Origin of the sequence: Paenibacillus sp. MCAF9, assembly GCF_052114265.1 — a bacterium.
Classification (GTDB): Bacteria; Bacillota; Bacilli; order Paenibacillales; family Paenibacillaceae; genus Pristimantibacillus.
The window spans coordinates 133,974-159,212 of sequence record NZ_JBFREL010000004.1 but is presented as its reverse complement, the minus strand read 5'-3'; the positions used below and the strand labels follow the sequence as shown (position 1 = coordinate 159,212).

General features: G+C 45.1%; 27 protein-coding genes. 2 read left to right on the top strand and 25 right to left on the bottom strand.

From position 1 onward, the window contains the following. Nucleotides 1-175: 175 nt before the first annotated feature. Nucleotides 176-655 carry a ferric iron uptake transcriptional regulator gene (fur, locus tag AB4Z45_RS08785; RefSeq protein WP_339207536.1) on the bottom strand — a complete coding sequence of 160 codons (480 nt, stop codon included), beginning with the start codon at nt 653-655 and terminating at the stop codon, nt 176-178. Between the two features lie 226 nt (nt 656-881). On the opposite strand from fur, the gene AB4Z45_RS08780 reads away from it, so the two are divergent. Then, nucleotides 882-1,130 carry a type B 50S ribosomal protein L31 gene (locus tag AB4Z45_RS08780; RefSeq protein ID WP_076268041.1) on the top strand — a complete coding sequence of 83 codons (249 nt, stop codon included), beginning with the start codon at nt 882-884 and terminating at the stop codon, nt 1,128-1,130. Between the two features lie 89 nt (nt 1,131-1,219). Here the strand turns inward: AB4Z45_RS08780 and AB4Z45_RS08775 are convergent, their stop codons facing one another. The 19 genes from AB4Z45_RS08775 to AB4Z45_RS08685 all read right to left on the bottom strand — a co-directional run bounded on the left by AB4Z45_RS08775 (nt 1,220) and on the right by AB4Z45_RS08685 (nt 18,367). After that, a complete protein-coding gene (locus AB4Z45_RS08775; protein WP_441908779.1) occupies nt 1,220-2,002 on the bottom strand; it encodes an SDR family NAD(P)-dependent oxidoreductase in 783 nt (260 codons plus the stop codon). A gap of 39 nt (nt 2,003-2,041) precedes the next feature. Continuing rightward, nucleotides 2,042-2,452, bottom strand: a complete 411-nt coding sequence (locus tag AB4Z45_RS08770) for a DUF4265 domain-containing protein (protein ID WP_076268043.1) — start codon at nt 2,450-2,452, stop codon at nt 2,042-2,044. Nucleotides 2,453-2,491: 39 nt separating this feature from the next. After that, nucleotides 2,492-2,788, bottom strand: a complete 297-nt coding sequence (locus AB4Z45_RS08765) for an antibiotic biosynthesis monooxygenase family protein (protein ID WP_076268044.1) — start codon at nt 2,786-2,788, stop codon at nt 2,492-2,494. Between the two features lie 342 nt (nt 2,789-3,130). After that, nucleotides 3,131-3,595 carry a DinB family protein gene (locus AB4Z45_RS08760; RefSeq protein ID WP_441908777.1) on the bottom strand — a complete coding sequence of 155 codons (465 nt, stop codon included), beginning with the start codon at nt 3,593-3,595 and terminating at the stop codon, nt 3,131-3,133. 25 nt (nt 3,596-3,620) lie between these two features. Next, nucleotides 3,621-4,130 carry a HugZ family pyridoxamine 5'-phosphate oxidase gene (locus AB4Z45_RS08755; protein ID WP_441908775.1) on the bottom strand — a complete coding sequence of 170 codons (510 nt, stop codon included), beginning with the start codon at nt 4,128-4,130 and terminating at the stop codon, nt 3,621-3,623. 19 nt (nt 4,131-4,149) lie between these two features. Next, complete coding sequence (locus tag AB4Z45_RS08750; protein ID WP_076268047.1) at nt 4,150-4,929, bottom strand: ABC transporter ATP-binding protein; 780 nt, start codon at nt 4,927-4,929, stop codon at nt 4,150-4,152. 1 nt (nt 4,930) lies between these two features. After that, entirely contained in the window at nt 4,931-5,923 is a 993-nt protein-coding gene (locus AB4Z45_RS08745; RefSeq protein WP_441908774.1) for a FecCD family ABC transporter permease, read from the bottom strand. A gap of 20 nt (nt 5,924-5,943) precedes the next feature. Next, nucleotides 5,944-6,939, bottom strand: a complete 996-nt coding sequence (locus AB4Z45_RS08740) for an ABC transporter substrate-binding protein (protein ID WP_441908773.1) — start codon at nt 6,937-6,939, stop codon at nt 5,944-5,946. A gap of 382 nt (nt 6,940-7,321) precedes the next feature. Further along, the gene (locus AB4Z45_RS08735) at nt 7,322-7,555 is read right to left on the bottom strand and encodes a hypothetical protein (protein ID WP_076268049.1); all 234 of its coding nucleotides are present in this window, start codon (nt 7,553-7,555) and stop codon (nt 7,322-7,324) included. A 592-nt stretch (nt 7,556-8,147) separates the two neighbouring features. Continuing rightward, nucleotides 8,148-8,849: a PIG-L family deacetylase gene (locus AB4Z45_RS08730; protein ID WP_441908772.1), complete on the bottom strand. Its 702-nt coding sequence runs from the start codon at nt 8,847-8,849 to the stop codon at nt 8,148-8,150. After that, nucleotides 8,846-9,157, bottom strand: coding sequence for a DUF1806 family protein (locus AB4Z45_RS08725; protein ID WP_441908771.1), 312 nt, complete (start codon nt 9,155-9,157; stop codon nt 8,846-8,848). The genes AB4Z45_RS08730 and AB4Z45_RS08725 overlap by 4 nt, the downstream gene beginning before the upstream one ends. A gap of 129 nt (nt 9,158-9,286) precedes the next feature. Next, a complete protein-coding gene (locus tag AB4Z45_RS08720) occupies nt 9,287-9,742 on the bottom strand; it encodes a DinB family protein (RefSeq protein ID WP_441908770.1) in 456 nt (151 codons plus the stop codon). A 191-nt stretch (nt 9,743-9,933) separates the two neighbouring features. Next, nucleotides 9,934-12,036 carry a transglycosylase domain-containing protein gene (locus tag AB4Z45_RS08715; RefSeq protein WP_441908768.1) on the bottom strand — a complete coding sequence of 701 codons (2,103 nt, stop codon included), beginning with the start codon at nt 12,034-12,036 and terminating at the stop codon, nt 9,934-9,936. 292 nt (nt 12,037-12,328) lie between these two features. Continuing rightward, complete coding sequence (locus AB4Z45_RS08710) at nt 12,329-13,399, bottom strand: sulfate ABC transporter substrate-binding protein (protein WP_441908766.1); 1,071 nt, start codon at nt 13,397-13,399, stop codon at nt 12,329-12,331. Between the two features lie 34 nt (nt 13,400-13,433). Next, the gene (locus AB4Z45_RS08705) at nt 13,434-14,498 is read right to left on the bottom strand and encodes a sulfate/molybdate ABC transporter ATP-binding protein (protein WP_441908764.1); all 1,065 of its coding nucleotides are present in this window, start codon (nt 14,496-14,498) and stop codon (nt 13,434-13,436) included. A 3-nt stretch (nt 14,499-14,501) separates the two neighbouring features. Continuing rightward, the gene (locus AB4Z45_RS08700; RefSeq protein WP_441879435.1) at nt 14,502-15,299 is read right to left on the bottom strand and encodes a sulfate ABC transporter permease; all 798 of its coding nucleotides are present in this window, start codon (nt 15,297-15,299) and stop codon (nt 14,502-14,504) included. Continuing rightward, the gene (gene cysT / locus AB4Z45_RS08695; protein WP_076271066.1) at nt 15,299-16,060 is read right to left on the bottom strand and encodes a sulfate ABC transporter permease subunit CysT; all 762 of its coding nucleotides are present in this window, start codon (nt 16,058-16,060) and stop codon (nt 15,299-15,301) included. Before cysT ends, AB4Z45_RS08700 begins: the two co-directional genes overlap by 1 nt. A 288-nt stretch (nt 16,061-16,348) precedes the next feature. Next, entirely contained in the window at nt 16,349-16,981 is a 633-nt protein-coding gene (locus AB4Z45_RS08690) for a YigZ family protein (RefSeq protein ID WP_441908763.1), read from the bottom strand. A 36-nt stretch (nt 16,982-17,017) separates the two neighbouring features. Then, nucleotides 17,018-18,367, bottom strand: a complete 1,350-nt coding sequence (locus tag AB4Z45_RS08685) for a glucose-6-phosphate isomerase (protein ID WP_076271049.1) — start codon at nt 18,365-18,367, stop codon at nt 17,018-17,020. A gap of 172 nt (nt 18,368-18,539) precedes the next feature. Between AB4Z45_RS08685 and AB4Z45_RS08680 the strand changes: the two genes are divergently transcribed. Further along, nucleotides 18,540-19,439, top strand: a complete 900-nt coding sequence (locus tag AB4Z45_RS08680) for an NAD(P)-dependent oxidoreductase (RefSeq protein WP_441908762.1) — start codon at nt 18,540-18,542, stop codon at nt 19,437-19,439. A gap of 65 nt (nt 19,440-19,504) precedes the next feature. On the opposite strand, the gene AB4Z45_RS08675 is transcribed toward AB4Z45_RS08680, so the two are convergent. From AB4Z45_RS08675 to AB4Z45_RS08655, 5 genes are all read right to left on the bottom strand, one after another. Next, nucleotides 19,505-20,026 (bottom strand): DUF420 domain-containing protein, encoded by a 522-nt coding sequence (locus AB4Z45_RS08675; protein WP_441908761.1) that lies wholly within the window; start codon nt 20,024-20,026, stop codon nt 19,505-19,507. A 190-nt stretch (nt 20,027-20,216) separates the two neighbouring features. Further along, nucleotides 20,217-20,534 (bottom strand): pyrimidine/purine nucleoside phosphorylase, encoded by a 318-nt coding sequence (ppnP, locus tag AB4Z45_RS08670; RefSeq protein ID WP_441908760.1) that lies wholly within the window; start codon nt 20,532-20,534, stop codon nt 20,217-20,219. Between the two features lie 62 nt (nt 20,535-20,596). Further along, the gene (tkt, locus tag AB4Z45_RS08665) at nt 20,597-22,615 is read right to left on the bottom strand and encodes a transketolase (RefSeq protein WP_441908759.1); all 2,019 of its coding nucleotides are present in this window, start codon (nt 22,613-22,615) and stop codon (nt 20,597-20,599) included. 164 nt (nt 22,616-22,779) lie between these two features. Beyond that, complete coding sequence (gene purU / locus AB4Z45_RS08660; RefSeq protein ID WP_339207517.1) at nt 22,780-23,682, bottom strand: formyltetrahydrofolate deformylase; 903 nt, start codon at nt 23,680-23,682, stop codon at nt 22,780-22,782. Between the two features lie 52 nt (nt 23,683-23,734). Further along, nucleotides 23,735-24,865 (bottom strand): deoxyribonuclease IV, encoded by a 1,131-nt coding sequence (locus AB4Z45_RS08655; RefSeq protein ID WP_441908758.1) that lies wholly within the window; start codon nt 24,863-24,865, stop codon nt 23,735-23,737. Nucleotides 24,866-25,239 lie beyond the last annotated feature (374 nt).

The window sequence follows — 25,239 nt, the reverse complement described above, 5'->3', positions numbered from 1 at the left end:
TCCCCTCTATTCTATGTAAGATGTTTATCTGCGAGAGCATTCTTATATTATACAATAATGTTTTGAAACATTTTTGAAAATTTCGATGATGGCTAGACATGCAACGACCGCATAACTAAACAAATAAGAGCCTCTCCCACATAGTGGAGAAGCCCTTCTTACAACCTTTATGAAGTTAAGATACAGCTTTATTTCTCCGTTTGCATTGGCCCTTGCTGCAAGACTTATAGTTGCCTGTAAAATCAAGCCGATGATCCGTCACTTTAAAGCCATACTCCCGTTCAATTCGCTGCTCAAGCTCGAGCAGCCAATCCTCTTTAATTTCTGTCAGTGAGCCGCATTCATCGCATATTAGATGATGATGCATATGCTCATGATCCTCACCGCGAAGATCATAGCGGGCTACACCATCCCCGAAATTCATTTTCTCAACAACATGAAGCTCAGCGAGCAGTTCGAGTGTCCGATATACAGTCGCTAGACCGATATCAGAATTTTTCTGCTTTACGAGCATGAAGACACCTTCTGCACTCAAGTGATCCATTTCGTTCTCAAGCAGCACTCGCAATATAATCTCACGCTGAGTTGTCAGTTTATATCCGTTCGCCATCAAATGTCGATTTATTCGATCCGTTTCTGCTGTGATGTTTAACATGCAAAGCTACCTCCTTTTATTGAAAAGCCAGTACATGAATGCATTCCACTTTATGTAAAGGCTTACTTTTAGAATGATTATAATTTAATGGTAGTATACTTTTGCGAAATTAGCAAATACCATATATTAATAAGTGTTTAACCATACTCCTTGACACAAAAATCGTATTTCGAGTATGATAAAAAAAAGTTATTCGTAACAATTACAAATAAAAGGAGAGAACAAAATGAAAAGTGGCATACATCCCGTTTACCATCAAGTATTGTTTTTTGATGTGAGCAGCGGCTACAAATTTTTGACGGGCTCAACCAAATCGTCCAATGAAAAAATGGAATGGGAAGACGGTAATAGCTACCCGGTCATTCGCGTAGATACAAGCTCCGCTTCGCATCCTTTTTATACAGGCAAACAACGCAATACCGATAAAGGCGGACGAGTTGACCGCTTCAACCAACGATTCCAACAAAAGAAATAAAAAAATAGTAATAATAATAGCTCCAAACAGAACCGTTCAATGCGGCAATCTGTAAGGAGCTTCTTTCGTTTCTTATTTCAGCAGACAGACTACAGCACCGCAGAAATGCCGCCATCAATATTTACAGACGTGCCCGTTACGAAAGATGCGGCTTCCGAAACGAGAAAACCGATAACATTTGCTGCTTCCGACGCCCTGCCAATTCGACCCAAAGGTATCCCATGGCGCTTGTCCGCTGAGAATTCATCCCAGCTAAGCTCAGGGCTCGCAGCTTGCCACATCCGCTCGATTTGAGCGCTGCGAATCAGCCCGATGCAAACTGCATTTACACGAATTTGATCCACAGCCAGATCCTTGCTCATCGCTTTGGTCAGTGCAAGGCCTGCGGCGCGGCTAACGGAGGTTGGGAGAGAGGAAGCACCCGGCGTTTTCCCGCCTATAGCTGTCACGTTGACGATAGCTCCTCCACTTGCTTTACGCATATATGGAAGTACCGCACGCGCAAAATGAACTGCTCCAAGCAGCTTCAAATCGAGATCCGCTGTCCATGCATCAGTCTCCACCTTCTCAAAAGGCTGCGCCGCAGAAACTCCTGCGTTATTCACAAGAATGTTGACACCGCCAAAGTGTGCTGCCGTTTGCTCAACCGCTCTTGCGGCATCTTCCGGCCGACTTACATCCGCGCTGATTGCCAACGCTTCTTTGCCTGTTCGTTCCTTTATAAGTGCTGCCGCGCTGCGCAGAGACTCCTCCTCCCGTGCAACAATGGCTACCTCAGCACCTTCCTCTGCCAGCAGCAATGCTGTTGCTAGTCCAATTCCTTTGCTCCCGCCTGTAATGAGTGCGATTTTTCCTTTTAGCCCAAGCTCCACCTATAACTCCTCCTTCTCTGCTGCTTTATCGTTTAAACTTTACTTCCCAACTGCTTTGATTACCTTTTGTACCTCATGGTTTATATCAATTTCTGAATGAGCAGGTAAATTTACAATAAAAATACCGCCAAACACTTGCTGCGACTTGCCTTGGCACTCTCGAATTTTATTTTTTAATAGTTTAAGCTCTAATGAATAAATAACTTCTTTGCTTAGCAGCCAATTATGCCTGGTGAACGTTGATTTCTCTATCGTTTCTATGTACATGGATACATCCTTGAACGCTCTTACACGAATAACGTCTCCAAAGGCAACATTTTCAGTAAATACAGGATTCTCCTCAATGCGATACAGGTCATCACCCAGTTGTACAACGTCCAGTATCTCGACCTCTTGACCTACACCATCGAAGCAAAGATGTAACGGAATAAAATCTTGAATGCTTCTCACCTCTATGTTTATTTTCAGTGATGGCTCATACCATTCACTCTAGCTAATATCCACATTTGTATAATGCTCCACCGCTGGAAATGGATCATAGAAATGATGCAGCAGACTTTTCCACTCCAAATATTCCGCCGATCCGCGAAAACCAACGGTATGATCCTCCAGCGTTTCCCATCGTACAAGCAATATATATTTATTATCCTCTTCTAAGCATTTCTGAAGTTCATGACTGACATAACCGTTCATGCTTGAGATAATTTTCGATGCGGCTTTGAAATTGCTTTCAAATTGTTCGGACAGCCCTGCCTTAACCTGCAATGAAGCAACCTCTAATATCATGATAGCAACTCCTTGTTAAATATCTAGTTTTAGCAATAGCCTTGCAATCCTAATTATGATGTTATGTATATATTATAAGTGGTACTACAAATAAGGCAAAGAGTAAATCAAATGATACAATATCTTGTTTTCCAAACTGTCTAATCGCTCCATGTGTCCATAATTTTCAGAGCGAGTTCAATTTAATCGATTCTTTCCCTTCAAATTGCGGCATCATTTACCGAAATCACCTGCGACCTTTACTCTTAATCCGTATTTTCCGTCATGATCCGACATTTGTATTTGACTATTATTTCATAAAAAAAGCCCCAGAGAGTGGTCTCTGAGACTTCAATCGTATCCCTAAGTAGCTGACTCCTCTTTAGGAGCGCATTTTTGAATAAGCGAGATTTGGCCTGCATGGATGCCGGTATGGTACATTAAACGGCCAACAGCCTCAAGCGGCGTTGAGGGGCCGATCGGACAGTCCACGATTTGATGCCATTTCTCCTCTGGGAGCTCTTTCATTGCATCCATAAGATGATTGTTGGAGGATTCAAGAAACGCAATAAGCTCCTGTAAATTATCGTAGGTTGCTTTGCTTCCAGCAGCACCTCTGCTTGTCGAGATCTGCAATCCCTCCGGCATGCTTTTACCGAAGAACCAGTCTGCGAACATATATTCAACCTCAGCGTTATGTCGAAGCATATAGCCAATGGAGGATGCTCCAAGCTGTAAAGACAAATCCTGCTCCGGCAATGCTTTGACCGTTTTGTGGAATCTTTCTTGAATAGCACGCCAAATAGGCAGTACTGTTGTGATCATCATAATAGCGTCCGCTCCTCTGCTCTTATTAAGCTTTCTTCGCTTGTGCATGCCCATCTCTTGCAACATGCTCAAATTTCTCGCCTGACAAGTCGATATCGTAAGCCTGACCGAAGCCTGCTACATAACGGCCTTCCGAAGCCGTCAGCTCAAACAAAGAGAAATCGAGGCCGCGAAGCATGCCTATCATGTTTTTGCCGAAGGTTTGCTCAAACCGTTCAAATATCTCAATATGTCCTTCATTGCCGATATTAACCGCATTACAAACGAAGCGAGCACGCTGCCTAGCAAATAAATTTGTAGTCTGCGACTCATCCTCCAGCAGCATAACGTCCACTGATGGATTGGCTTCCATGTACCGGAAATGATGAGCGATTCTGCTAATATAAATGTAGAGCTTTCCGTTGAACTTCACAAAGGGAGCATAGGAAACAAAAGGTTTTCCCTCATCGTCGATTGTACCGAGCACGACAGATTTCAAGCTTTCCGTAAAATTTAAATAATTCACCTTAATCATTTCAACATCCATCGCCTTCATTCGTCATCCCTCGCTTTTCTCATAAAACTTTTTTTAATACGTGAATTCGTGGACTAGCGCTTTCGGGCATTTGCTGAATTTCTGTTTCCACACCGTAGACACTGCGAATCAGCTCCATCGTAAAAACATCCTTCGGCTTACCAAATACATGTTTATCCCCATTCTTAATCACACAAACCCTATCGCTATAAGCGGATGCATGGTTCAAATCATGCAGCACCATTATAACCGTCAGCTTCAATTCACGATTTAGTCGTCGCACAAGTTCAAGCACTTCCAGTTGATGTGCGATGTCCAGATAAGTAGTGGGCTCATCGAGTAGAAGCACCTTAGGTCTTTGAGCGAGCGCCATAGCAAGCCATGCCTTCTGTGCTTCTCCACCAGAGAGGGATACGATGAGTCTGTCTTTAAACTCCATCATGCCCGTCTGTTCAAGCGCCCAATGTACGACCTTATAATCTTCAGCATCCAGACGCTCATACCATTTCTTATGAGGAATTCGCCCATAACCAACCAATTCCTCTACTGTCATGTCGGACGGACTGACGTTCTTCTGACAAAGCATGCACAGCATTTGCGATACTTGCTTCGTACTAAGCGAGCGAATCTCTTGATCGGCAATACAGACGCGTCCGCTAACGCATGGAATCATTCGAGATACAGCCTTCAAAATAGTCGACTTTCCCGAGCCGTTCGGTCCAATAATGGATACCACTTCTCCCTCATTCACATCGAGAGAAAAGTCGCTCACTATTGTACGATCCGCGTAACGAATATTCAACGATTGGACCTTTAACAACTTAGACCCCTCCTTTTCGCATCAAATAGAGGAAGTACGGACCTCCTGCCAATGCCATGACGATACCTGCAGGCACCCCTACAGAGCCGAAGGCAGTCCGCCCAATCGTATCTGCCACTAAGAGAAGCAGTGCCCCAAGTATTAAGCTAAGCGGCAGCGTGTGGCGATAATTTGTGCCAATTAATAAACGAGCCATATGTGGCACAATTAAGCCAATAAACCCAACAAGACCTACTGTCGACACTGAGACAGCAGCTAAGTACACCGCCACAAAAGACAGGATCAAGCGGCTTCGATTAAGGTTTTGCCCCAAGTTATGTGCTACTTGCTCGCCTAAACGTAATATATTCGCTTGCCGAATACATAGAATCGCGGCAATCCATCCAATAATCGAATAGGGCAATATCATGAGCACATCGCCCATTCCTTTGCCTGCCAAACTCCCGTTCATCCATGCAAGTGCGCCAGGCAGCTTATCGCTGTATTTGATGGAGAGCAGGCCGATCATTCCTCCAAATACCGCATTTACGGCGACACCCGAAAGAATGATGCGAACAGGTGTAAAACCTGTTTGCTTGTTCCATGCCCAAGTATAAACCATTCCGGCAGCAATACCGCCGCCAATAATTGCAGCTAACGGAATAAACGATGAATAGCTAGGCATGACTAGCATAATGAATAATACGGTAACCGCTGCCCCGGAAGAAACACCAGTTAGCCCCGGATCTGCCAGTGGATTTAACATAACTGCTTGCAGCAAAGCTCCAGATGCAGCAAGGTTCGCGCCGATTATCAAAGCAAGAAATACTCTAGGGATTCGAATATCCCAAAGCACAGAATTTGCCGCTTCATTCCCATTGCCTAGTATCGCTTGAAAAGTAGAAGCTAGATCAAATCTTGCACTACCAAGCGCAACTGAGAACAAAATAGCCACAATCAGCAACAAAAATGAGAGAGCTAGAAGCGTGGTCGTTCTCATTTTCTTATTATCCATCACCTCTAAGCTCCCTTTCATTAGTTATACAAAATTTTCGCCATATCTTGGTATGCATTTGGTGCATTTACTAACGAAGCTACTCCATACAAGCTATAATCAAGTGCAATCAGCTTGCCGTTTTTGAATGCGTTCAGCTTCTCCCAAGCTCCGTTCTTCTTCACATCATCTTCAAGCTGCTTCGTAACAGCAGAAGGATCACCATGAGCAACTAGCAAAATAATATCTGGATTAGCCGTTACGATGCTTTCCATATCAAGTGGTACATAAGCATCTTCTTTTTTCAATACTTCTGATAATACGTTTTTTGCTCCTAGCTTCTTCGCCAAGCTGCCTACAAAAGTACTATCGTTCATGAACATTAATGATTCAGCAGAACCGAATAGAACCATTACGCTTGGAGCATCTTTGCCTTCGGAGAGCTTAACTGCTTCCGCTTCTTGTTCGCTCAGCTTCTGTAATACTTCATTTGCTTTGTCTTCTTTCCCGTACACTCGACCTAGAACTACCGTGCTGAGTTTCAACTCGTCTAAGGAGTCCGCAGGCAAATAAGCTGTAGGTAAATTCGCTGGTTTAAAGGACTTATCCAAACTATCCTTAATGGAGCTTGGTCCAAGAATGACACCAGGCTGCAGCTTCGCAATTTGCTCTAGATCCGGCTGATGGGATGAGCCGATTCGAGGCAGGTTAACGAAAGCTTCTGGCAATTTGTTCTTCGTCGTTGGAACACCGGCTGTCTCAATTCCAAGCTCATTTAAAAGCTCAGCAATAGCTACTGATATGGTTACCGTTGATGATGGAGCTTGGTTATTGAACTGTGCAATCAGTTCCGCTGCTTTTGTTTCATCTACTTCTATTTTAGAATCAGACACAGGAGCTTTCGTTGCAGCCGGGCTTGGCTGCTCTGTTGCTGTGTTTCCAGTCACCTGTTCTGGCTTATTTGCATTGTTTCCGCATGCTACCGTAGTCGCTAATAATAAAGTCATAATACCAATCTTCCATCCTGCTCGTTTCACTTTGTTTCCTCCTGTATGATAATGATAATTAGTATCATTATATTGATACCGTTTCTCATTATACAGCGAATGAAAATCATTTTCAATTAGTATTTTCGCTAAACTTTTATTTATTTAATTTTGCGGTTATTTCCCCATCCCCCTTCAGACCCTCTCTTTCATTCCCATACTGGACACTAAAATTTCGAATGCCTTCCTAAGCACATTCGTCTCATCATACGCTAATCAAAATAAAATAATGCCAAGGGCAGCTGTTCGCTCCTTGGCATCCTTTTGACTCCTATTGCCAGATCTAATCTTTATTTCCCCATAGCCTAGCTGCAATCAAGCAGCTCTTCCGAACCATGCATGTCCATGTTATTGACATCCTTGCTCTATTTGATTACGCCTGCATGACAGATTGAGATGCTTTCCCATACGGCTCCGCCAAAAAATAAGTGAAATCCTCGCGTTTATTCAAAAACTGCTCATATTGCACCAAAGCGATCTCATCATCCGGGTTTGTCTCCAAGTAGATTTCCAATTCCGCAATCGTTTCCTCAATTTCAAGTAGGATGTCCCTGTGGCTATGGCTCATCTGTGTACTTAGCTGTAAAGGCTTCCTTGCTTCGTTCAACTTATATGCCTCCTGTTGCCCTATTCTATTGTTTTGCAGAATAAAGGTGTACCTGCAACAATAGGGCTTCGTTAACTAAGATATTCAGAACTTCGTAAAAAAGAACCTCAATTCTCAAAAAAAAGGGTAAACCCTTTTTACTCACTGTAAAAAAAGAAATGCCTTTTCCGTTATTATCCATCTTCCTCATGACAGATTCAATGGTACAAAATGATTAGGTTACCATTTACCTATCTCGACTATTTCCCAAGAAATGATCGAAAAACATCGATATATAAACGATTTTCTGCACGCCATTGATTCATCATTCCCCCAACAGGGTATTCAATATTATCAAACTTACTGAGGGAGTGATTCAAATGACGACAAGGCAACAAAATTTAGAGATTGAAGAAAGACATGTTGAAAAGAAATCAGATTCAAGTTTAGTGGCGTCTACATTCATCAAATATGCTGCCTACATTATTATCTTCTTCGGAGCTCTATATTTTCTTGTTCGATATGTATTTCCAATGTTTTAAACAAAATAAAAACAGGCAGTCTTTCAGCAGATTAAGCTGCTTGAAGACTGCCTGTTTCGTATGTGCGTTTATTAAAAAAGATCATCCGCAGTTTTTGGCATAATCGTTTGATTGCTTTGTATAAAATACTCATACTTGCCAAAGCGTGCCAATGCCGCGCTGTCTGCTTCCCATACCCATTCGTCCATTTCGGTTTGACAGCGATGCGCACGAAACGCAGCAAGCTTGGCTTCTAACTGATTACGAACATCAATTTTGACAATGTCCTGCTTCGTGTAACCAAATCGTTCCGGAGCATTCATCATATCGCCGAAACTGATGAAATAAAGCGAACCCGGCTGCTTGCTGCGGTGGAAAGCGGTAGTTGTTGCTTTTCCGATTGCGCAGTGATCAGGGTGTCCGCCCAAAATTTCATGGAATGTAAGGACTATATCCGGATTGATCTCATCCATAAGTACGCCTATTTTTGAGATGAGGCTCTCCGAATCGTAAAATTCAACCATCTTGTCACGGATATCAAAAAAAATAAGATTTGGAATGCCAAGTGCCTCGCAAGCATTCCGCAGCTCTTTTTCCCGAATATCAGGCATAGTCTCTCGATTCACATAAGGCGGGTTTCCCATTCGACGTCCCATTTCGCCTTTTGTCGCACTTACGAGAGTAATTTCAACTCCCATGCTTGCATACTTTGCCAATGTTCCTCCGCAAATAAAGGATTCATCATCAGGATGCGCAAACACAGCTAATAGCTTTTTAACTGCTTTTTCACTCATTCCGGAAACGGCTCCTTTCCAAGCTGCAGAGCAACGTTCATTCTGCCTTTATCATCGTAACCCGCCAGTAATAGCTTCCCCTCCACCGTTACTTCATAATGGGTGAGTGCTTCTGTACGCAGCCAGCCAAGCTCATCAAAGCGAAGAGCTATCCGGTATGAACCCTCGCCAGCAATATGGGCTTCAGTGAGGCTAACCTTGAAGTTTCGGACAAAGACGAAAGAGGTCGCTTCACTATGAATATAAACTTCCTTGCCAATAAATGCTTGAAAAGCAGCGTTCAATTCTGAACTGTTTATTTTGATCATCGTCTCTTCATTCCTATTCTATAAATTTGATAGGAGTTGCCAAGTAGGAGGAGTTAATAAAAAGGAGGAGTTGCTTCATGAGACCAACGGCCTGATGTATGAACTCCTCCCCTTATAATACAATTCCTATTATCTGCTTACGAAAAACGGCAATGTTTCGATGCCCAGCAAGCGCAGATAAATGAACAATTGACCTTTGTGATGAATTTCATGATCCTTGCCATTCTCGAGCAAAATGCTTCCAGCCATTTTCATGCCATGGAAGTCGATCTCTTTTTCCAATTGCTCATCCGTTAAAGATTCTAGCAATGCTTTCGTTGAAGCGGTATCTGCTGCTACGATCGCTTTCAGCTCTTCAATCGTTTCAGCTTGTTTAGCTGTTGAAGGTGGCGTGAACACGCCGTTTTTTACCGTTTGTGCGAACATGTCCATTGCTCCATTGATATGGAGAACAAGAGTTGACAACGACATTGCCTTTTCCCAAGGCTTATATTGGAGGTTTTCATTTTGCACAGTATCAAGCATAGCAAGCAATACTTTACGATGATTCAACCAGTTTGTAACAAACACGTTAATTGTTGACATAGGATAATACTCCCCTTTTTCACTCGAAAATTAATTAACCATAGAAAAAATAGTTAATAGCCTATTCATTATACAATGGTTGTCCGACAATTGCATTTTTTCCTGTACAAGCTTATATTATTAAAAACTTGATCCTCCTTAGTTGTTATAACCTTTCACCAATTCCCTATTACGTTATCACGCCCTATTCCTCAGTTTTTATCCTTATCCTTATCCTTATCCTTATCCTTATCTTTATCCTTGTGCCTCTCTTTCTTTCTCTCTTTTTCTTGTTCTCTTTCTTTTTCCTTCTGTTTTTTCCTTTCTTCCCTATCCTTCTTCCAATCCCGTTTCTTATCAGAATCATCATCTTTGTTTGATATATTATTTTTTTCTTTTTCCTTATCCTTCTTCTTCGGCAAAAGATCTGGTGCCTTAGGAAACGGTATAACCGGCTCATCCTTTAATGCATCTGCGAATATAGCTTGAAAGACAACAGCCGCAGCCTTTGAGCTCGTCGACAAATAATGGCTGCTGTCGCTTTGATCGTACCCAAGCCACACCGCGCCTACAAGCTGCGGAGTGTAGCCAACGAACCAATTGTCCTTTGCGCCGTAGCCTGTCGTGCCTAGCATTTGTGTCGTTCCAGATTTCCCTGCAACTGGACGGCCTTCAAGCATTGCAGCAGTACCCGTCCCATCCTTTATGACTCCCTCTAACATAGCTGTCATCGTTCGGGCAATTTCTGGCTCCGTTACTTTCACACTGCCTTCACTCTGCTTGAATTCAGCCAGTACGCTGCCGTCTGCCGATTCGATGCGAGTTATGGTATGCGCATGATTACGAACGCCATCACTTGCGAATACGCCAAAAGCTTCAGCCATCTGAAGCGGCGATACACCCTCATGAAGACCGCCGAGCGCAAGCCCCAGCGAGCGATCCTCATCTGTCAGAGGAATGCCGAAACGCGCCGCCGCATCCATTCCTTTTTCAATACCCATTTCATTAAGCAGCTTCACAGCGGGTATATTGTAAGAGTTAATAAGCGCTTCATAAAGTGACACTCTGCCATGAAAAGAGCCGTCTGCATTTTTTGGCTCATAGCCGTTAATATTGATCGGTTCATCAACTAGATCATCGCTTGGCTTATAGCCAAGCTCCAGCGCTGGCGTGTATACAGCGATGGGCTTGATCGTTGAGCCTGGCTGACGACTTAGCTGCGTCGCTCGGTTAAAGCCGCGAAATGGCTGCTCCCCTCTGCCGCCAACAATCGCCCGAATTCCGCCGTCACGCGGATCAATCAGAACAGCACCGCTTTGAATGAGCTGGTCTGCAGCACTATTTGGGAATAGTGATCCCTTCGCATACACCTGTTCCGCCGACTGCTGCATTTTCGTATCCAAAGCAGTATAGATTCGAAGCCCGCCCTGCAGCACTTCATTTTCCGATAACCCATATTGCGTCATCGCCTCACGAATGATCTGGTCCACATAATAAGGATAGTTGATATCATCTACTCGATTAGGCTTTGCGCTCAGTAATTTCACAGGCTCATGAATGGCCTTATTGTATATATCCTCGCTAATCAGCGCTTGATCCTTCATAAGCTGAAGAACCACATTTCTTCGATCAACCGCTTTTTCTAGATGTTTATAAGGAGTTAGGGCGGATGGCGCCTTGATTAGACCAGCAAGCAGCGCTGCCTCCGCTACGCTAAGCTGATTTGGCTGCTTGCCAAAATACGTATGCGCCGCTCTATCGATTCCCCATGCTCCATCACCATAGTAGATTTGGTTGAGGTACTTCTCCATAATATCCTCTTTGCTGTAGCTTTCCTCAATCTTTTTCGCCAAAAGCAGCTCATCCCACTTCCGCGACCAGGTTCTCTCCTGCGACAAAAAGACATTTTTCGCGAGCTGCTGTGTTATCGTGCTTCCGCCCTGTACGGTCCCGCCTGAAGTTATATTTGTCCAAATCGCTCGGCTAATTGCCCGCATATCCATTCCTTCGTGCTCGAAGTAACGTCTGTCCTCTACCGCAACAACGGCATCAACCATATGTTTTGGTATGTCTTCATAGGCAATCTCATCAATTTTATTGAAAGAAATACGGGTAGCTTCCATTCCGTGCTGATCATACAAAATCGTAGCTGCCGGCAGCGGCACCTCAAGCTGTCCAATATCCTGCTTGCCGATCAGGAAACGAAATGCCCCCCATCCGCCTAAAACAGCGATAATAAGCAAAGCTGTACCTATGATCAAAATGTATTTTATCCTTTTCATTTTCTTATTCGACGTTTTATTCGTCTTCATCATTTCTCCCCCTTGCCCTTGCTTCTCTCGGTTCTACATCATTCGCAGCGGAGTATCATTTTTAGTACGTTCGGCCCATGAAGTGCCTTTACATTCAAAAAAAAGCCCGGAAACTTTGCCTGCTCCCCAGCATCTTTTAGACTTATTTTAACAATCGCAAACAAATCGCTCATAATTCGTTTAGTCGATGGCAGCATCATGCTTTCATCAAAAAAACCTCTGCACCCTATGCCTCTCGTTTAAACGAGAGACATAGGGCGCAGAGGTTTTTTAAAAGCTTTCCTCACACATCTTATTAAAGATCAGCGAGCACTTGATACCAGACGCCTTTTTTGGAATAAAGGTTTTCTCTAACCTCAGACCAGCCGCCTAGGTAAGAAATATCAAACAATCCTTCCGGCACCACATAACGGTCTTTCGTATCCGCAGCTACCTTCTTGTCTACGGAGCGGAATCCATGATCCACGAAAAGCCGCTGTGCCTGCTCCGTTTGCAAAAAGGCAATAAATGCCTCGGCTACCTTGCGAACACCATGCTTATCCGCATTTTTATCCACGATCGCTGCTGGATTCTCGATTAATATCGTGTCTTTTGGAACAACGATGTCATAATTGACGCCTTTCTTAATTCGAGCGAGCAGCTCGTTCTCGTAAGTGACGATGACATCGCCTACACCATATTCGAAGGCTGCCATCGATGCGCGACCGCTCTTATCAAGCGATTCCACATTGGCATGGACTGCTTTTAGAAAATGCTTCGCATATTCAGCATCCTTTGTACCCGTCTGCTCCTCTGACTGCTTAAGGCCAGCGCCATATATGGCGTTAATGTCCCACTGAGCGCCGCCGGAAGTTTTCGGATTCGGATACAGCACCTTCACACCCTCGCGTGTTAAATCATTCCAATCCTTAATTCCGAGCGGATTGCCGGTACGAGTCCCCAATACAACGATGGAGTTCGTGATCATGCCATTATTGCTCTGTGCCTTCCAGTCATGTGTAATGAAACCCGCCTTCGCTATTTTGTCGAGATCACCTTCCATAGCTAACACGGCAACATCGGCTTCAAAACCTCCAGCGATCGCCCTGGCCTGCGTGCCTGAAGCCTCATACGATTCCTGAAATACGACCTTTTGCCCTGTCTCCTGCAGCCAATATTTTTGGAATGCAGGCAGCAAATCCGCGAAAGCATCCTTCACTACCGAATACGCACCGATTACAAGTGTAACATCGCCGTCCTGTACGGTAGACCCAGCCGCATTGTTGCTCTTCTGCTCCTCTTTACTGCAGCCTGCCGATACGATCAGCATAACTGCAGCAAGCAGCAGTACAAGCATGCGCTGACTTGTTACCAGATTGATTTTCATATTCGCATACAACTCTTTCTACGTAGCATATTGGTTAAATGTGAATAGGCATGGGGTCAACCTTCAACTTATTTTCCGCAATCCAGCTTTCGTTGTCATTGAATAAATAAGCACGATGGACGAGTACCCTTACCTCATCTCCGGGATGAAGCACTTCTTGCTCCAGCGAACGGTACGTAATCAGCTTCGTATCGCCAACAAGCAGCTCAACCATCCACTCGCTGCCGCGGAAATGCAGCTGTTTTACTTTACCGGCAAGCGTAGCAGAAGCCAGCTTGATCTCGCCCGGTTTGCCAATCTCAATATATTCAGGCCGGATAAGCGCTTTGGTGCCCGGACGGCTTGCTGCATCCTCAAAACCTTTAAGCTCCGCGATATTTTCTACGATAGTAGACTCGCCAATAAAGCTTGCTACAAACGGTGTCTCTGGATTTTTGTAAATGTCCCACGGGCTGCCCTTTTGCTCTAGCTTGCCTTTGCTTATAATCATGATCTCATCGGCAACTTCAATCGCTTCCTCTTGATCATGCGTAACGAAAATCGATGTGATGCCGACACGCTCAATCATTTCTTTAAGCCATGTGCGAAGCTCGGTCCGGATCTTCGCATCGATAGCAGCAAACGGCTCATCGAGGAGCAGCAGCTGCGGCTCAGGCGCGAGCGCTCTAGCGAAAGCAACACGTTGGCGTTGTCCGCCTGACAGCTGATGGGCGTATCGATGCTCGAAACCTTTTAGCCCCGTAAGCTCTACCAAGTACATAACGCGCTCGCGAATTTGCTCCTTCGATTGCTTCTTCACCTTTAAGCCAAATGCGATATTGTCATATACGGTCATATGCTTGAAGAGCGCATAGTTTTGAAATACGAAACCGATGCCGCGCTCCTGCGGCGGAAGATCGTTCACACGTTTGCCGTGGAACAGAATATCGCCTGAGGAAGGAGACTCGAGACCCGCCAGCATTCGAAGTATGGACGTTTTACCACCGCCGCTCGGTCCGAGCAAGCCGATCAGATGACCTTTTTCGATTTCAAAGCTTACATCCTTCACTGCATGAAAATCGCCAAAGTTTTTATTCAAGTTCCGTACTTCAATATGCATGGCTTAATGCACTTCCTTTCGTTTTTTCGCCCATTCCATTAGCAGCAGCAGTCCAACTGAAAATGCCGCAAGAACTAGAGCCACTCCATTGGCGGCAACAACGTTAAAATTTTCAACATCTTGATAAACGAGTGTAGTCGCTGTTTGTGTTTTATTCATAATATTGCCGGAGACGACGAGTACAGCTCCGAATTCTCCCAGTGACCGTGCAACAGTCAATACTACGCCGTAGATAACCCCCCACCGGATCGATGGCCAAGTTACTTTCCAGAACGTGTACCAGGAATAAGCGCCGAGCGTTGATGCCGCTTCCTCCTGCTGTGCTCCAATCTCCTGCAGCACGGGCATAACCTCGCGTACCATTAGCGGGAATGTGACGAACAATGTCGCTAGGATCATCCCTGGCAGCGCATAGACGATTTTGAAGCCCGCATCCTCAAACAATGCACCGATAATTGTATTAGGTCCCAAAATAAGAACGATCATCAAACCGCCGATAACTGGCGATACCGCAAAGGGCAAATCGACTAAGCTGTTAAGCAGCCGCTTCATCCTTTTCCCAATCCATTCGGCCCGGACGAGATACATCGCAAGCATGATGCCAAACAACGTATTTAAGGCTGTAACGACAACAACGATAATTCCCGTCATCATAAGAGCATGCAGCGACTGCGGCCTAGTAATGCCTTCTATAAAGCCGCTCCAGCCATCTGCCCAAGACCCTGTAAAAATTTTGATCAATGGCGCGATGAGCAGCAATCCAAAAATAATATAAGTTAATGTAATCCATAATCTTCTCATCATAGGTCACCCCTCCTGCCTTGAATGAGGTTGACCGTCCATAAGATGAGGAAGGACAGCGTGAGCAGCAGCACCGATACAGCGGCAGCTCCCTGCGGATTACTGCTTTCAATTTCTCCAAAAATATAAACGGAGGCAATTAACGTCTTGCCTGGAATATTGCCTGCAACGAGTACGACTGCGCCAAACTCCGCAATTCCGCGAGAGAAAGCCAGCATAGCGCCGCTCAAAATTCCTGGCAGCATCGTAGGAAAAATAACGCTAAAAAACGTTTTCGCGCGCGTTGCGCCTAGCGTATAGGCTGCTTCTTCCTCCGATTTATCCATTTCCTCAAGCAAAGGCTGGATGGCACGAATAACAAAAGGAAAGGTAACGAACAGCATAGCGACAACAATTGCCGGCTCATGGAACACGATTTCGATGCCAATCTTTTGGGCTAGGCCGCCTACTAGACTATTAGGCCCTAGCAGGAGCAAGATCATAAGTCCGCCTACTGCTGTAGGTAGTGCAAACGGCAAGTCAACCAAACTGTTGAGCAAGCGACGGCCGGGAAACCGGTAACGAATAAGCACCCATCCGATCATCGTCCCCAAAAACATATTGAGTACCGTTGCGATAACCGCCAACTTTACTGTAAGCAGCACCGCTTTCCAAGCTAGTGGATCGGATACGCTTTCCCAGAAAGGGGTCCATCCAAGCGAAAATGATTGCGTGTAAATGCCAACGATTGGTAAAATAATTAAGATGACAAAATAAAGCATTATGGTGCTTCGAAAACCAAAACTCCACCCTTTACCACGAAACAAAGCATTCACTGTGACTTTACCTCCAGACCATCGGCTCGTGCCGTAGGTGTAGCAAAACAATTAAAAACATAATTCCTATTAAGATACTAGGTATTGATAATGTAGCATCCAAACTGGGATTAAGTCAATAATAAATTTGGAAATTCTTATTGCTTTTATAGCTTTTTCTTATGATTGTTTGTTATACAAGCCTCTGAGTACAAAGAAGAGGAGTATCAGCCTAAGCCGATACTCCTCTTCTTCTTATTCACCTTCGATATAATAGACATTTTCTCCTTCGGAGAGGATCGCTTGTCCTTGTGTCAGATCGGTTACCCAAGCGATAAAAGCATCTGCTTCAGGCTCTTCCGGCAGGCAGCGCACGATGACACGATCGGTAAAATCCGTCCCGCCAACGCGTGTACCTTTCGTATGCAGCTCATTTTCCAGCTTGCCATACCAAGTGTAGTCCACATCAACAAATACTTCGCGGTGAAGCACATTGACGATTTCATCTGCTGCTTCAATGCCGGCTACAGCACCATCCGTATAAGCTCTAACGAGACCGCCTGCTCCGAGCATAATGCCTCCAAAATATCGCGTCACAACGACAGCGACATTTTTAAGCCCCTTATGCTTGATAACCTCGAGAATCGGCTTGCCCGCTGTCCCGCTTGGCTCACCATCATCCGATGCCTTCTGAAACTGGTCTCGCTCACCCACCATATAAGCCGAGCAGTTATGGGTCGCCTGCTTATGCAGCTGCTTAATCTCATTGATGAATGCAACGGCTTCCTCTTCGGTTTCCACTGGCTTCGCATACCCGATGAACCGCGATTTTTTGATGACGATCTCTGCGCTAGCCTGCGACCTGACTGTTCTATACTTCTCAAGCATAGGCTATGACTCCCGTATACCGTTCAAGCCGGTTGATTACAGCCTTGCTTCCAGCTCGGCTTTTTCTTTCTCGAAGCCCGGTTTGCCAAGCAAAGCGAACATGTTCTTTTTGTATGCTTCAACACCCGGTTGGTCAAATGGATTAACACCCATCAAGTAACCGCTGATTCCGCATGCTTTTTCGAAGAAATACACAAGATAGCCGAATGTGTATGGCGTCATGTCTTTGATGTTGACGATAAAGTTCGGAACTTGTCCATCCGTATGAGCAAGAAGCGTTCCTTCAAAAGCCTTCTTGTTAACGAAATCCATCGTTTTGCCTGTCAAGAAGTTGAGGCCATCAAGATCCGCTGCATCGTGTTCGATAGCGATATGCTCAGACACCTCTTGAACTTGAATAACAGTTTCAAAAATATTGCGGTTACCCTCTTGGATAAATTGACCCATCGAGTGCAGATCTGTCGAGAAATCTACAGCTGCCGGGAAGATTCCTTTGAAGTCTTTGCCTTCGCTTTCGCCAAACAGCTGTTTCCACCACTCGGAAACGAAGTGAAGCGATGGCTCGTAGTTAACGAGAATTTCAGTCACTTTACCTTTGCGGTACAGCGCATTGCGTGCTGCTGCATATTGGTAAGCTTCGTTTTCTGCAAGATTAGGGTTGCTGTATTCTTTGGATGCGTCTGCTGCACCTTGCATAATGGATTCGATATTGATGCCTGCAGCTGCAATTGGCAGCAAGCCTACTGCTGTAAGCACGGAGTAGCGTCCGCCAACATCGTCAGGAATAATAAAAGATTCATAACCTTCCTCAGAGGAAAGCTTCTTCAGTGCGCCCTTCTCGCTGTCTGTCGTTGCGTAAATGCGTTTGCGCGCTTCTTCTTTGCCGTATTGTTTCTCAAGTGCAGCACGGAATACGCGGAATGCAATCGCAGGCTCAGTTGTCGTGCCTGACTTCGAAATTACATTAATCGACCAGTCGCGGCCTTCAACCAATTGCAAAAGGTGAGTCACATAGGTCGAGCTGATGTTGTTGCCGGCAAACAAAACTTGCGGTGTTTTACGTTGTTCTTTTGGCAAAATATTGTAGAACGAGTGCGACAGCGCCTCAATTGCTGCACGTGCACCAAGGTAAGATCCACCGATACCGATAACGATTAGAACTTCGGAATCCGATTTGATCTTCTCAGCAGCCTTTTGAATGCGAGCGAACTCTTCTTTATCGTAGTTAGTCGGAAGATCGATCCAACCAAGGTAATCTGACCCTGTACCTGTTCCGTTATGTAATTGCTCGTGTGCGAGACGAACGGATTCTGTCAAATAATCGATTTCATGCTGGCCAACGAATGCTAAAGCCTTGCTGTAGTCAAACTGAACTGTTTTGCTCATGTAAATGGAAACCTCCTAGAATGTTGTAAACCAATGTGGCTTCTACACCTGAAAATGCTTTTCAACTTAGCATCTACAATATCGGATTTGCCTTATAAAAACAAGCAACAAACGATGAAAAATTAATGAAGTGTCTGTATAATTAAACAAAAATCGATTCAAAGTGGAGGATATGATTATGAAGAAGATCGGATTTATCGGGTTAGGTGTAATGGGAATGGGAATGGCTGCTAATTTATTGCGCAAAGGATTTGAAGTTGTCGTTTATAATCGAACTCCTGGTAAAGCAGAGTCCTTGCTCGCCTTAGGTGCCTCCGAGCTTGAATCACCGGCTGACGTTGCGCGTGCTGCACAAATCGTCATTACAATGATTAGTAATGATGCTGCAATCCGTGAAGTATACTTTGGCGAAAACGGTATTTTTGCAGGTGCTCGCGCAGGCATTACGCTAATTGACAGCAGCACGATATCTCCAACGCTTGCTAAGGAGCTTGCCGCAGCGGCGGATACTATTGGAGCAGTATTCCTAGATGCGCCGGTTACAGGCAGCAAGCCAGCCGCTGAAGGCGGTACACTCGTATTTATGGCTGGCGGCGATCCAGGCAAGATCGAGGAAGTCCAAGACGTTTTGCTCGCTATGGGACGTAAAGTCATTCCAATGGGCCCAAGCGGCAGCGGCTCCATTGCCAAGCTCGCCCACAATACGATTGTTGGCATCAACGTTGTGGCACTTGCAGAAGGCATGGCGATAGCAGCGAGCGGCGGCATTGACGGCAGCTCGTTCGTCGAGCTCGTTCAATCTGGCGGTGCAGCAAGCAGAGCAGCTGAAATGAAGGGACCAAAGCTGCTTGAAGGCAATTACGACGTTCAATTTTCGCTCGAGCTGATGTTAAAGGATCTAAGGTTATCCTCTGCCCTCTCGGACAGTCTGCATGTGCCGACTCCTCTGCTTGAAGCAACGAAGAGCCTATTCCAAATTGGTGATGCAATGGGACTTAGCCAGCTTGACATGTCGAGCGTAGGCCAAGCTTACGAGCAATGGATCGGCCGCAAGCTTAGCGGACGGGATTAATTTAAAAAGGGGTTGTCCGCGTGTATCAATCACTGTGGACAACCCCTTTTTCTTTGAAATACTGCTTAATAATATGGCGAGATCATTAAGTAAACAATTACGCCAGTAAGACTTACATACAGCCAAATCGGCATCGTCCATCTTGCAATTTTACGATGCTTCTCCACTTTCATCTGCAGCCCGCGTACAACCGATATTAGGGCTAGAGGAACGACAACAATCGCTAGCAGGATGTGTGTAATGAGGATGAAGAAATAAATCGAGCGAAGAATGCCTTCTCCTCCGTATTTTGTTGATTCCGTTAGATAATGATACGCTACATAAGAAACTAGGAACAACGTTGTGGAGACAAATGCAGCGCCGATGAACGCACGGTGCATCCGAACATTTTTTCTCATAATCGCCGTTAGCGCTATGCAGAGTGCAATAAAAGTAAAGCAGTTAAAAATCGCATTCAGCAATGGCAAAATCGTTACGTCAAAGTGAATTTCTCCCTCGTATGCCGGCAGAAAAAACAAAACAGCTATCAGCCCGACAAGGACAATTGTTAAGATCGATATGAGCGGTGTATAGTTTCTTTCCTTCATCCAAAAAATCCTCCAGTCATGGAATACGGTGCATATGAATTAACTTTATCCGATTCTACACCTCAAAACAATTCGCTTTGAACAAGTTTTGTCACGAAATAACGAATATTATAAGTCAATGCTGCGAACGGGCAGCAAAAAAAAAAGGCTTCTTCACCGAAGCGAAGAAGCCTTTTTTCAAATTTTGTACTTACTCGTAAATATACGAGCAGCAGTAGTCCGTTACTTCAGCAACCTGAAGCTTAAACTTCGTGTTCGCAGGCACAGTGAATTCGCCTTCGCCTTGAATGTGCAGCCACTCGGTTTCACCAGGCAGAAGCACCTTCAAATCGCCAGCCAAAATTTCCATGATTTCAACGCAGTCTGTTCCAAACTCATAGTCGCCCGGCAGCATGATGCCGAGTGTTTTTTTGGTGCCGTCAGCGAACAATACAGCACGGCTTGTTACTTTACCGTCGAAGTAAACATTTGCCTTCTTGACGATCGATACATTTTCGAATTGAGACATCGTAGACGTAATCTCCCTTATATATCGGATGCTAAAGCTTTGATGATCTGTTGAACAAGCTATTACAGCAATGCTTTCACTTTGCTAACAACGTTTTCGACCGTAAAGCCATACTCTTTGATTACGCGATCGCCAGGTGCTGATGCGCCGAAACGGTCGATAGCAAGAATATCGCCTTGATCTCCTGTGTAACGCTCCCAGCCAAATGGATGAGCCATTTCAATCGCAAGGCGGGCTTTAACTTCAGGAAGAATGACGGAATTTTTGTATTCCTTCGATTGCTTCTCGAACAAATCCCAGCTTGGCATGCTGACAACACGTACTTGAATGCCCTCTTCTGCAAGAGCTTTTTGAGCTGCAACAGCAAGTTGAACCTCGGAGCCCGTTGCAAGAATTTGTGCTTGCGGCTTGCCATCTGCTGCATCTGATACAACGTATGCGCCGCGGCGAAGGTTTTCATGAACACCGTTCACTGTGCCTTCAAGAATTGGCAGGTTTTGGCGAGTAAGCACTAGTGCTACCGGGTTGCCAGTGTTCTCTACAGCATAAGCCCATGCAGCGGAAGTCTCGTTGCCATCAGCTGGACGGATAACCGTTAGATCAGGGATGATGCGGATCGAAGCAAGCTGCTCAATCGGCTCATGTGTAGGACCGTCTTCGCCAACTGCGATACTGTCATGCGTCAGTACATAAACGACAGGCAGCTTCATCAATGCAGCAAGACGAACAGCAGGACGAAGGTAATCTGTGAATACGAAGAACGTACCGCCGAATACTTTCAAACCACTGTGAAGAGCAATACCGTTCATGGCAGCAGCCATACCGAATTCACGTACGCCATAATAAAGATTGCGGCCATCGTAGCTGCCTGGTTTGAACTGCGTCAAACCTTTCAGATGAGTCATTGTTGAGCTTTCAAGGTCAGCCGATCCGCCGAAAATAGTCGGAACGTTTTTCGCAAGACCGTTAAGTGCATTTCCTGAAGCTACACGAGTTGATACCGCGTTGTCCGCAGTTGTGTACACAGGAAGGTCAGCATCCCAGCCCTCAGGCATTGCGCCAGAGATAGCGAGCTCAAACTGAGCTGCAAGCTCAGGGAAAGCTTCTTTATAAGACGCGAAGCTTGCATCCCACTGTGCATTTGCTTGCTCGCCGCTGCTTTTCACATCTGCAAAGTGAGCGCGAACTTCGTCAGGCACGTGGAACTGAAGCTCTTCAGACCAACCGTAAGCTTGTTTCGTCAATTTTGTCTCATCAGCACCAAGCGGTGATCCGTGAGGACCAGCATGTCCGCCTTTGCCGCCTTTGTTCGGGCTGCCATAGCCGATTACTGTTTTTACTTCGATCAAAGTTGGTTTGGATAGATCTGCTTGCGCCTCAGCAACGGCTTTGGACAAAGCATCTAGATCGTTTCCATCTTCTACGCGAAGCACTTGCCAGCCGTAGCCTTCAAAACGTTTTTGAACGCTCTCGGAATAAGAAAGGCCCAATTCGCCATCAAGCGAAATATCGTTGGAATCATATAGAACGACCAATTTGCCGAGCTGCAGGTGGCCTGCGAAGGATGCAGCCTCATGAGAGACGCCTTCCATCAAGTCGCCGTCGCCGCAAATGGAGTATGTGAAGTGGTTAATAAGCTCGTGGCCTTCTTTATTGTAAGTAGCGCCCAGCTGTGCTTCCGCAATTGCCATACCAACCGCCATAGCGATACCTTGTCCAAGTGGACCCGTTGTTGCATCAACGCCAGCCGTGTGGCCAAACTCAGGGTGTCCTGGTGTTAGGGAGCCCCATTGACGGAAGTTTTTCAATTCCTCCATCGGCAGATCATAACCGGAGAGGTGAAGCAAGCTGTAAAGCAGCATCGAGCCATGACCCGCAGACAAAACAAAACGATCACGGTTTACCCAAGTAGGGTTCGATGGATTATGCTTCATATTTTTTGCAAATAATTGATAGCCCATTGGAGCAGCGCCCATTGGCATACCAGGGTGACCTGATTTCGCTTTCTCGATGGAATCGATCGCAAGTGTACGGATCGTATCGATAGAAAGCTGTTCAACCGACTTTTGTGTGACTGACATTACAATTTCCTCCTATGGTCTAAGCTTGTCTAATTTCATCTCGTTATATGGTTTCTAAAAACAACGATACAGCGTCATACCAGTACGCAATAACTTTGAATATTGTATCACTCTGCATGCTCGTTTTCCATCAAAAAAAATAGATAATTCGCATAAAAATACAGTTAGTTGAATACAACAGTTTTATTATTATGCACGATTACACGATCTTCAATATGCCATTTCACAGCTCTTGCGAGAACGACCCGTTCAATTGTCCGACCGATTCTTTTCAAATCATCGACGTTGTCACGGTGGCTGACGCGTTGAACATCCTGCTCGATAATCGGCCCGCCGTCTAATTCTTCTGTTACATAATGCGCTGTCGCGCCGATAATTTTTACACCGCGTGTATAAGCCTGCGCATAAGGCTTGCCTCCAACGAAAGCGGGTAGGAATGAGTGGTGAATATTAATGATCCGATTTGGAAATTGTTCAATGAACTTAGGCGAAATGATTTGCATATAACGCGCCAATACAATGATATCCGCTTTATCTGCAACAACTTCCATCTGTTTGCGCTCGGCTTCTTCTTTTGTAGTCGCTGTAACTGGGATATGGTAATACGGAATGCCAAAGGATTCGACCAGTTCGCGCATATCAGGGTGGTTGCTTATAACCATTGAAATATCGGCATCAAGATCCCCTGCCTTCCACTGCCAAAGCAGCTCTAGCAAGCAGTGATCCTCTTTCGAAACGAATACAGCAAGACGTTTCTTGCGGCTGGCACGGAATGTATGCCATTTCATATCAAACCGATCGGCTACTCTGGTGAAGTCCTCCATGAGAAGTGGAAGCTCCTTGTCCAGATCAACTAGATCAAATTCAAAACGGATGAAAAACATTCCGCCTTCCGGGTCCATCGTATATTGATCCGATTGAACGATGTTAGCCCCGTGCTCATATAAGAAATGAGAAACAGCAGCTACGATGCCCGGGCGGTCCGGACAAGAAATAAGCATGCGCGCACGCCCGCTCTTTCCACCTGCTTCAACGGTTATTTCAGATGGGGTGGATGGTGATGACATGGACTTCAAACTTCCTTTCGCAATGATCTATATGAATTAATGTTAACTTTAATTAAAGTCTAGCAAGCAGCTCTTTGCCGCCAAACCAAGCCGTAATACGCTGATTGATTTGTTCTTCTGTTAGTCCTGCCGGCAAAGCTTCGCCTGCCATTACAAGATCGAACAGACGCTCCATCGGCTCGCGCGGGTCTGCTTTTTTTGCTTTTGCGTCATTTTTTAGCAAATCCCAAGTAGAGAGTACAAAACCTCTGGAATCAATTTCTTGCTTGCCGAAGAAATGATGCAGGCGCTCCACATCTTCAAAGAAGCTTTCACCTAAACGAGCTCTGCCATTGCCGCTCAGCAAAGCGATCTCCGCTTCATACATAGGACGTTCAGTCTTGTCTTCCTTGCCAATCCAAGGCGTTTCCAGTATAAACGGACGCCCCTTAAGGCCTTCATGTTCAACGATTCTTTGAATGGCATCGTGACCAAGCCAGCCTGCGCCAACTGGAGCATGTCTGTCTTTACCAGCACCGCGTGAGTTCTTGCTGTCGTTCACGTGAACAACGGCAACACGGTTTAATCCAACAACACGATCGAACTGCTCAAGAACCCCGTCCAGATCATGAACAAGGTCGTAACCAGCATCATGCATGTGGCAAGTATCCATACATACAGTTAACCGTTCGTTATCCTGAACTTTGTCAATAATCGCCGCAAGCTCTTCGAAGCTGCGGCCAATTTCTGTGCCTTTGCCTGCCATCGTCTCAAGAGCGATGTTAACATTCGTTTCTTTTGTGCCTGCAAGCACTTCATTCAAGCCTTCAGCTATACGAGCGATGCCATATTCTGCATCCTTGTCCGTATAGGCACCTGGATGAAGAACAATATTACGTACACCGATGTAATCGGTACGGCGAATTTCTTCTTGTAAAAAAGAAACCGCAAGCTCGTACGTAGAATCCTTATATGAGCCAAGATTCACAATATAAGGCGCGTGAACCACAATCTCACTCATACCGGATTGCTCCATAAGCGCTTTTCCTTCTTCAATATATAACGAATCGATCGGCTTCCTTCTTGTATTCTGAGGTGCGCCGGTGTAGATCATAAATGTACTTGAGCCATACGATACTGCTTCTTGTGCTGCAGTGAGCAGCCCCTTGTCCGAAAATGATACATGGGAACCTATTTTCAACATAAATATTACGCCCCTTTCGGTTGATCAAACCTTATTTTACAAGGAATGTCGAAATAAATCTAGTAATGCCCAAACTATGCAAACTGATTATTCAAATCGTCAAGAACCTTACCAATAAGGGATACTCTATATACTGTCCTTTTAGGAAGGATGCATAATCATGTTTTAAGATGCAGTGATTTGGGGCTGAATTGGGGCTGTGCTTTTTCAAAAAATAAGGGTAGACGCTAACGGGTATTGAAAAGATTGATCAATAGGAAGAGCCGCAGGGATGCTTTCCCATACGGCTCTTCTTCATATTAACCTGTTATATTTACTTTTACAACACCTTGAATAAAGAACATACGTTCGCATATAATAAGAACACTACGAAG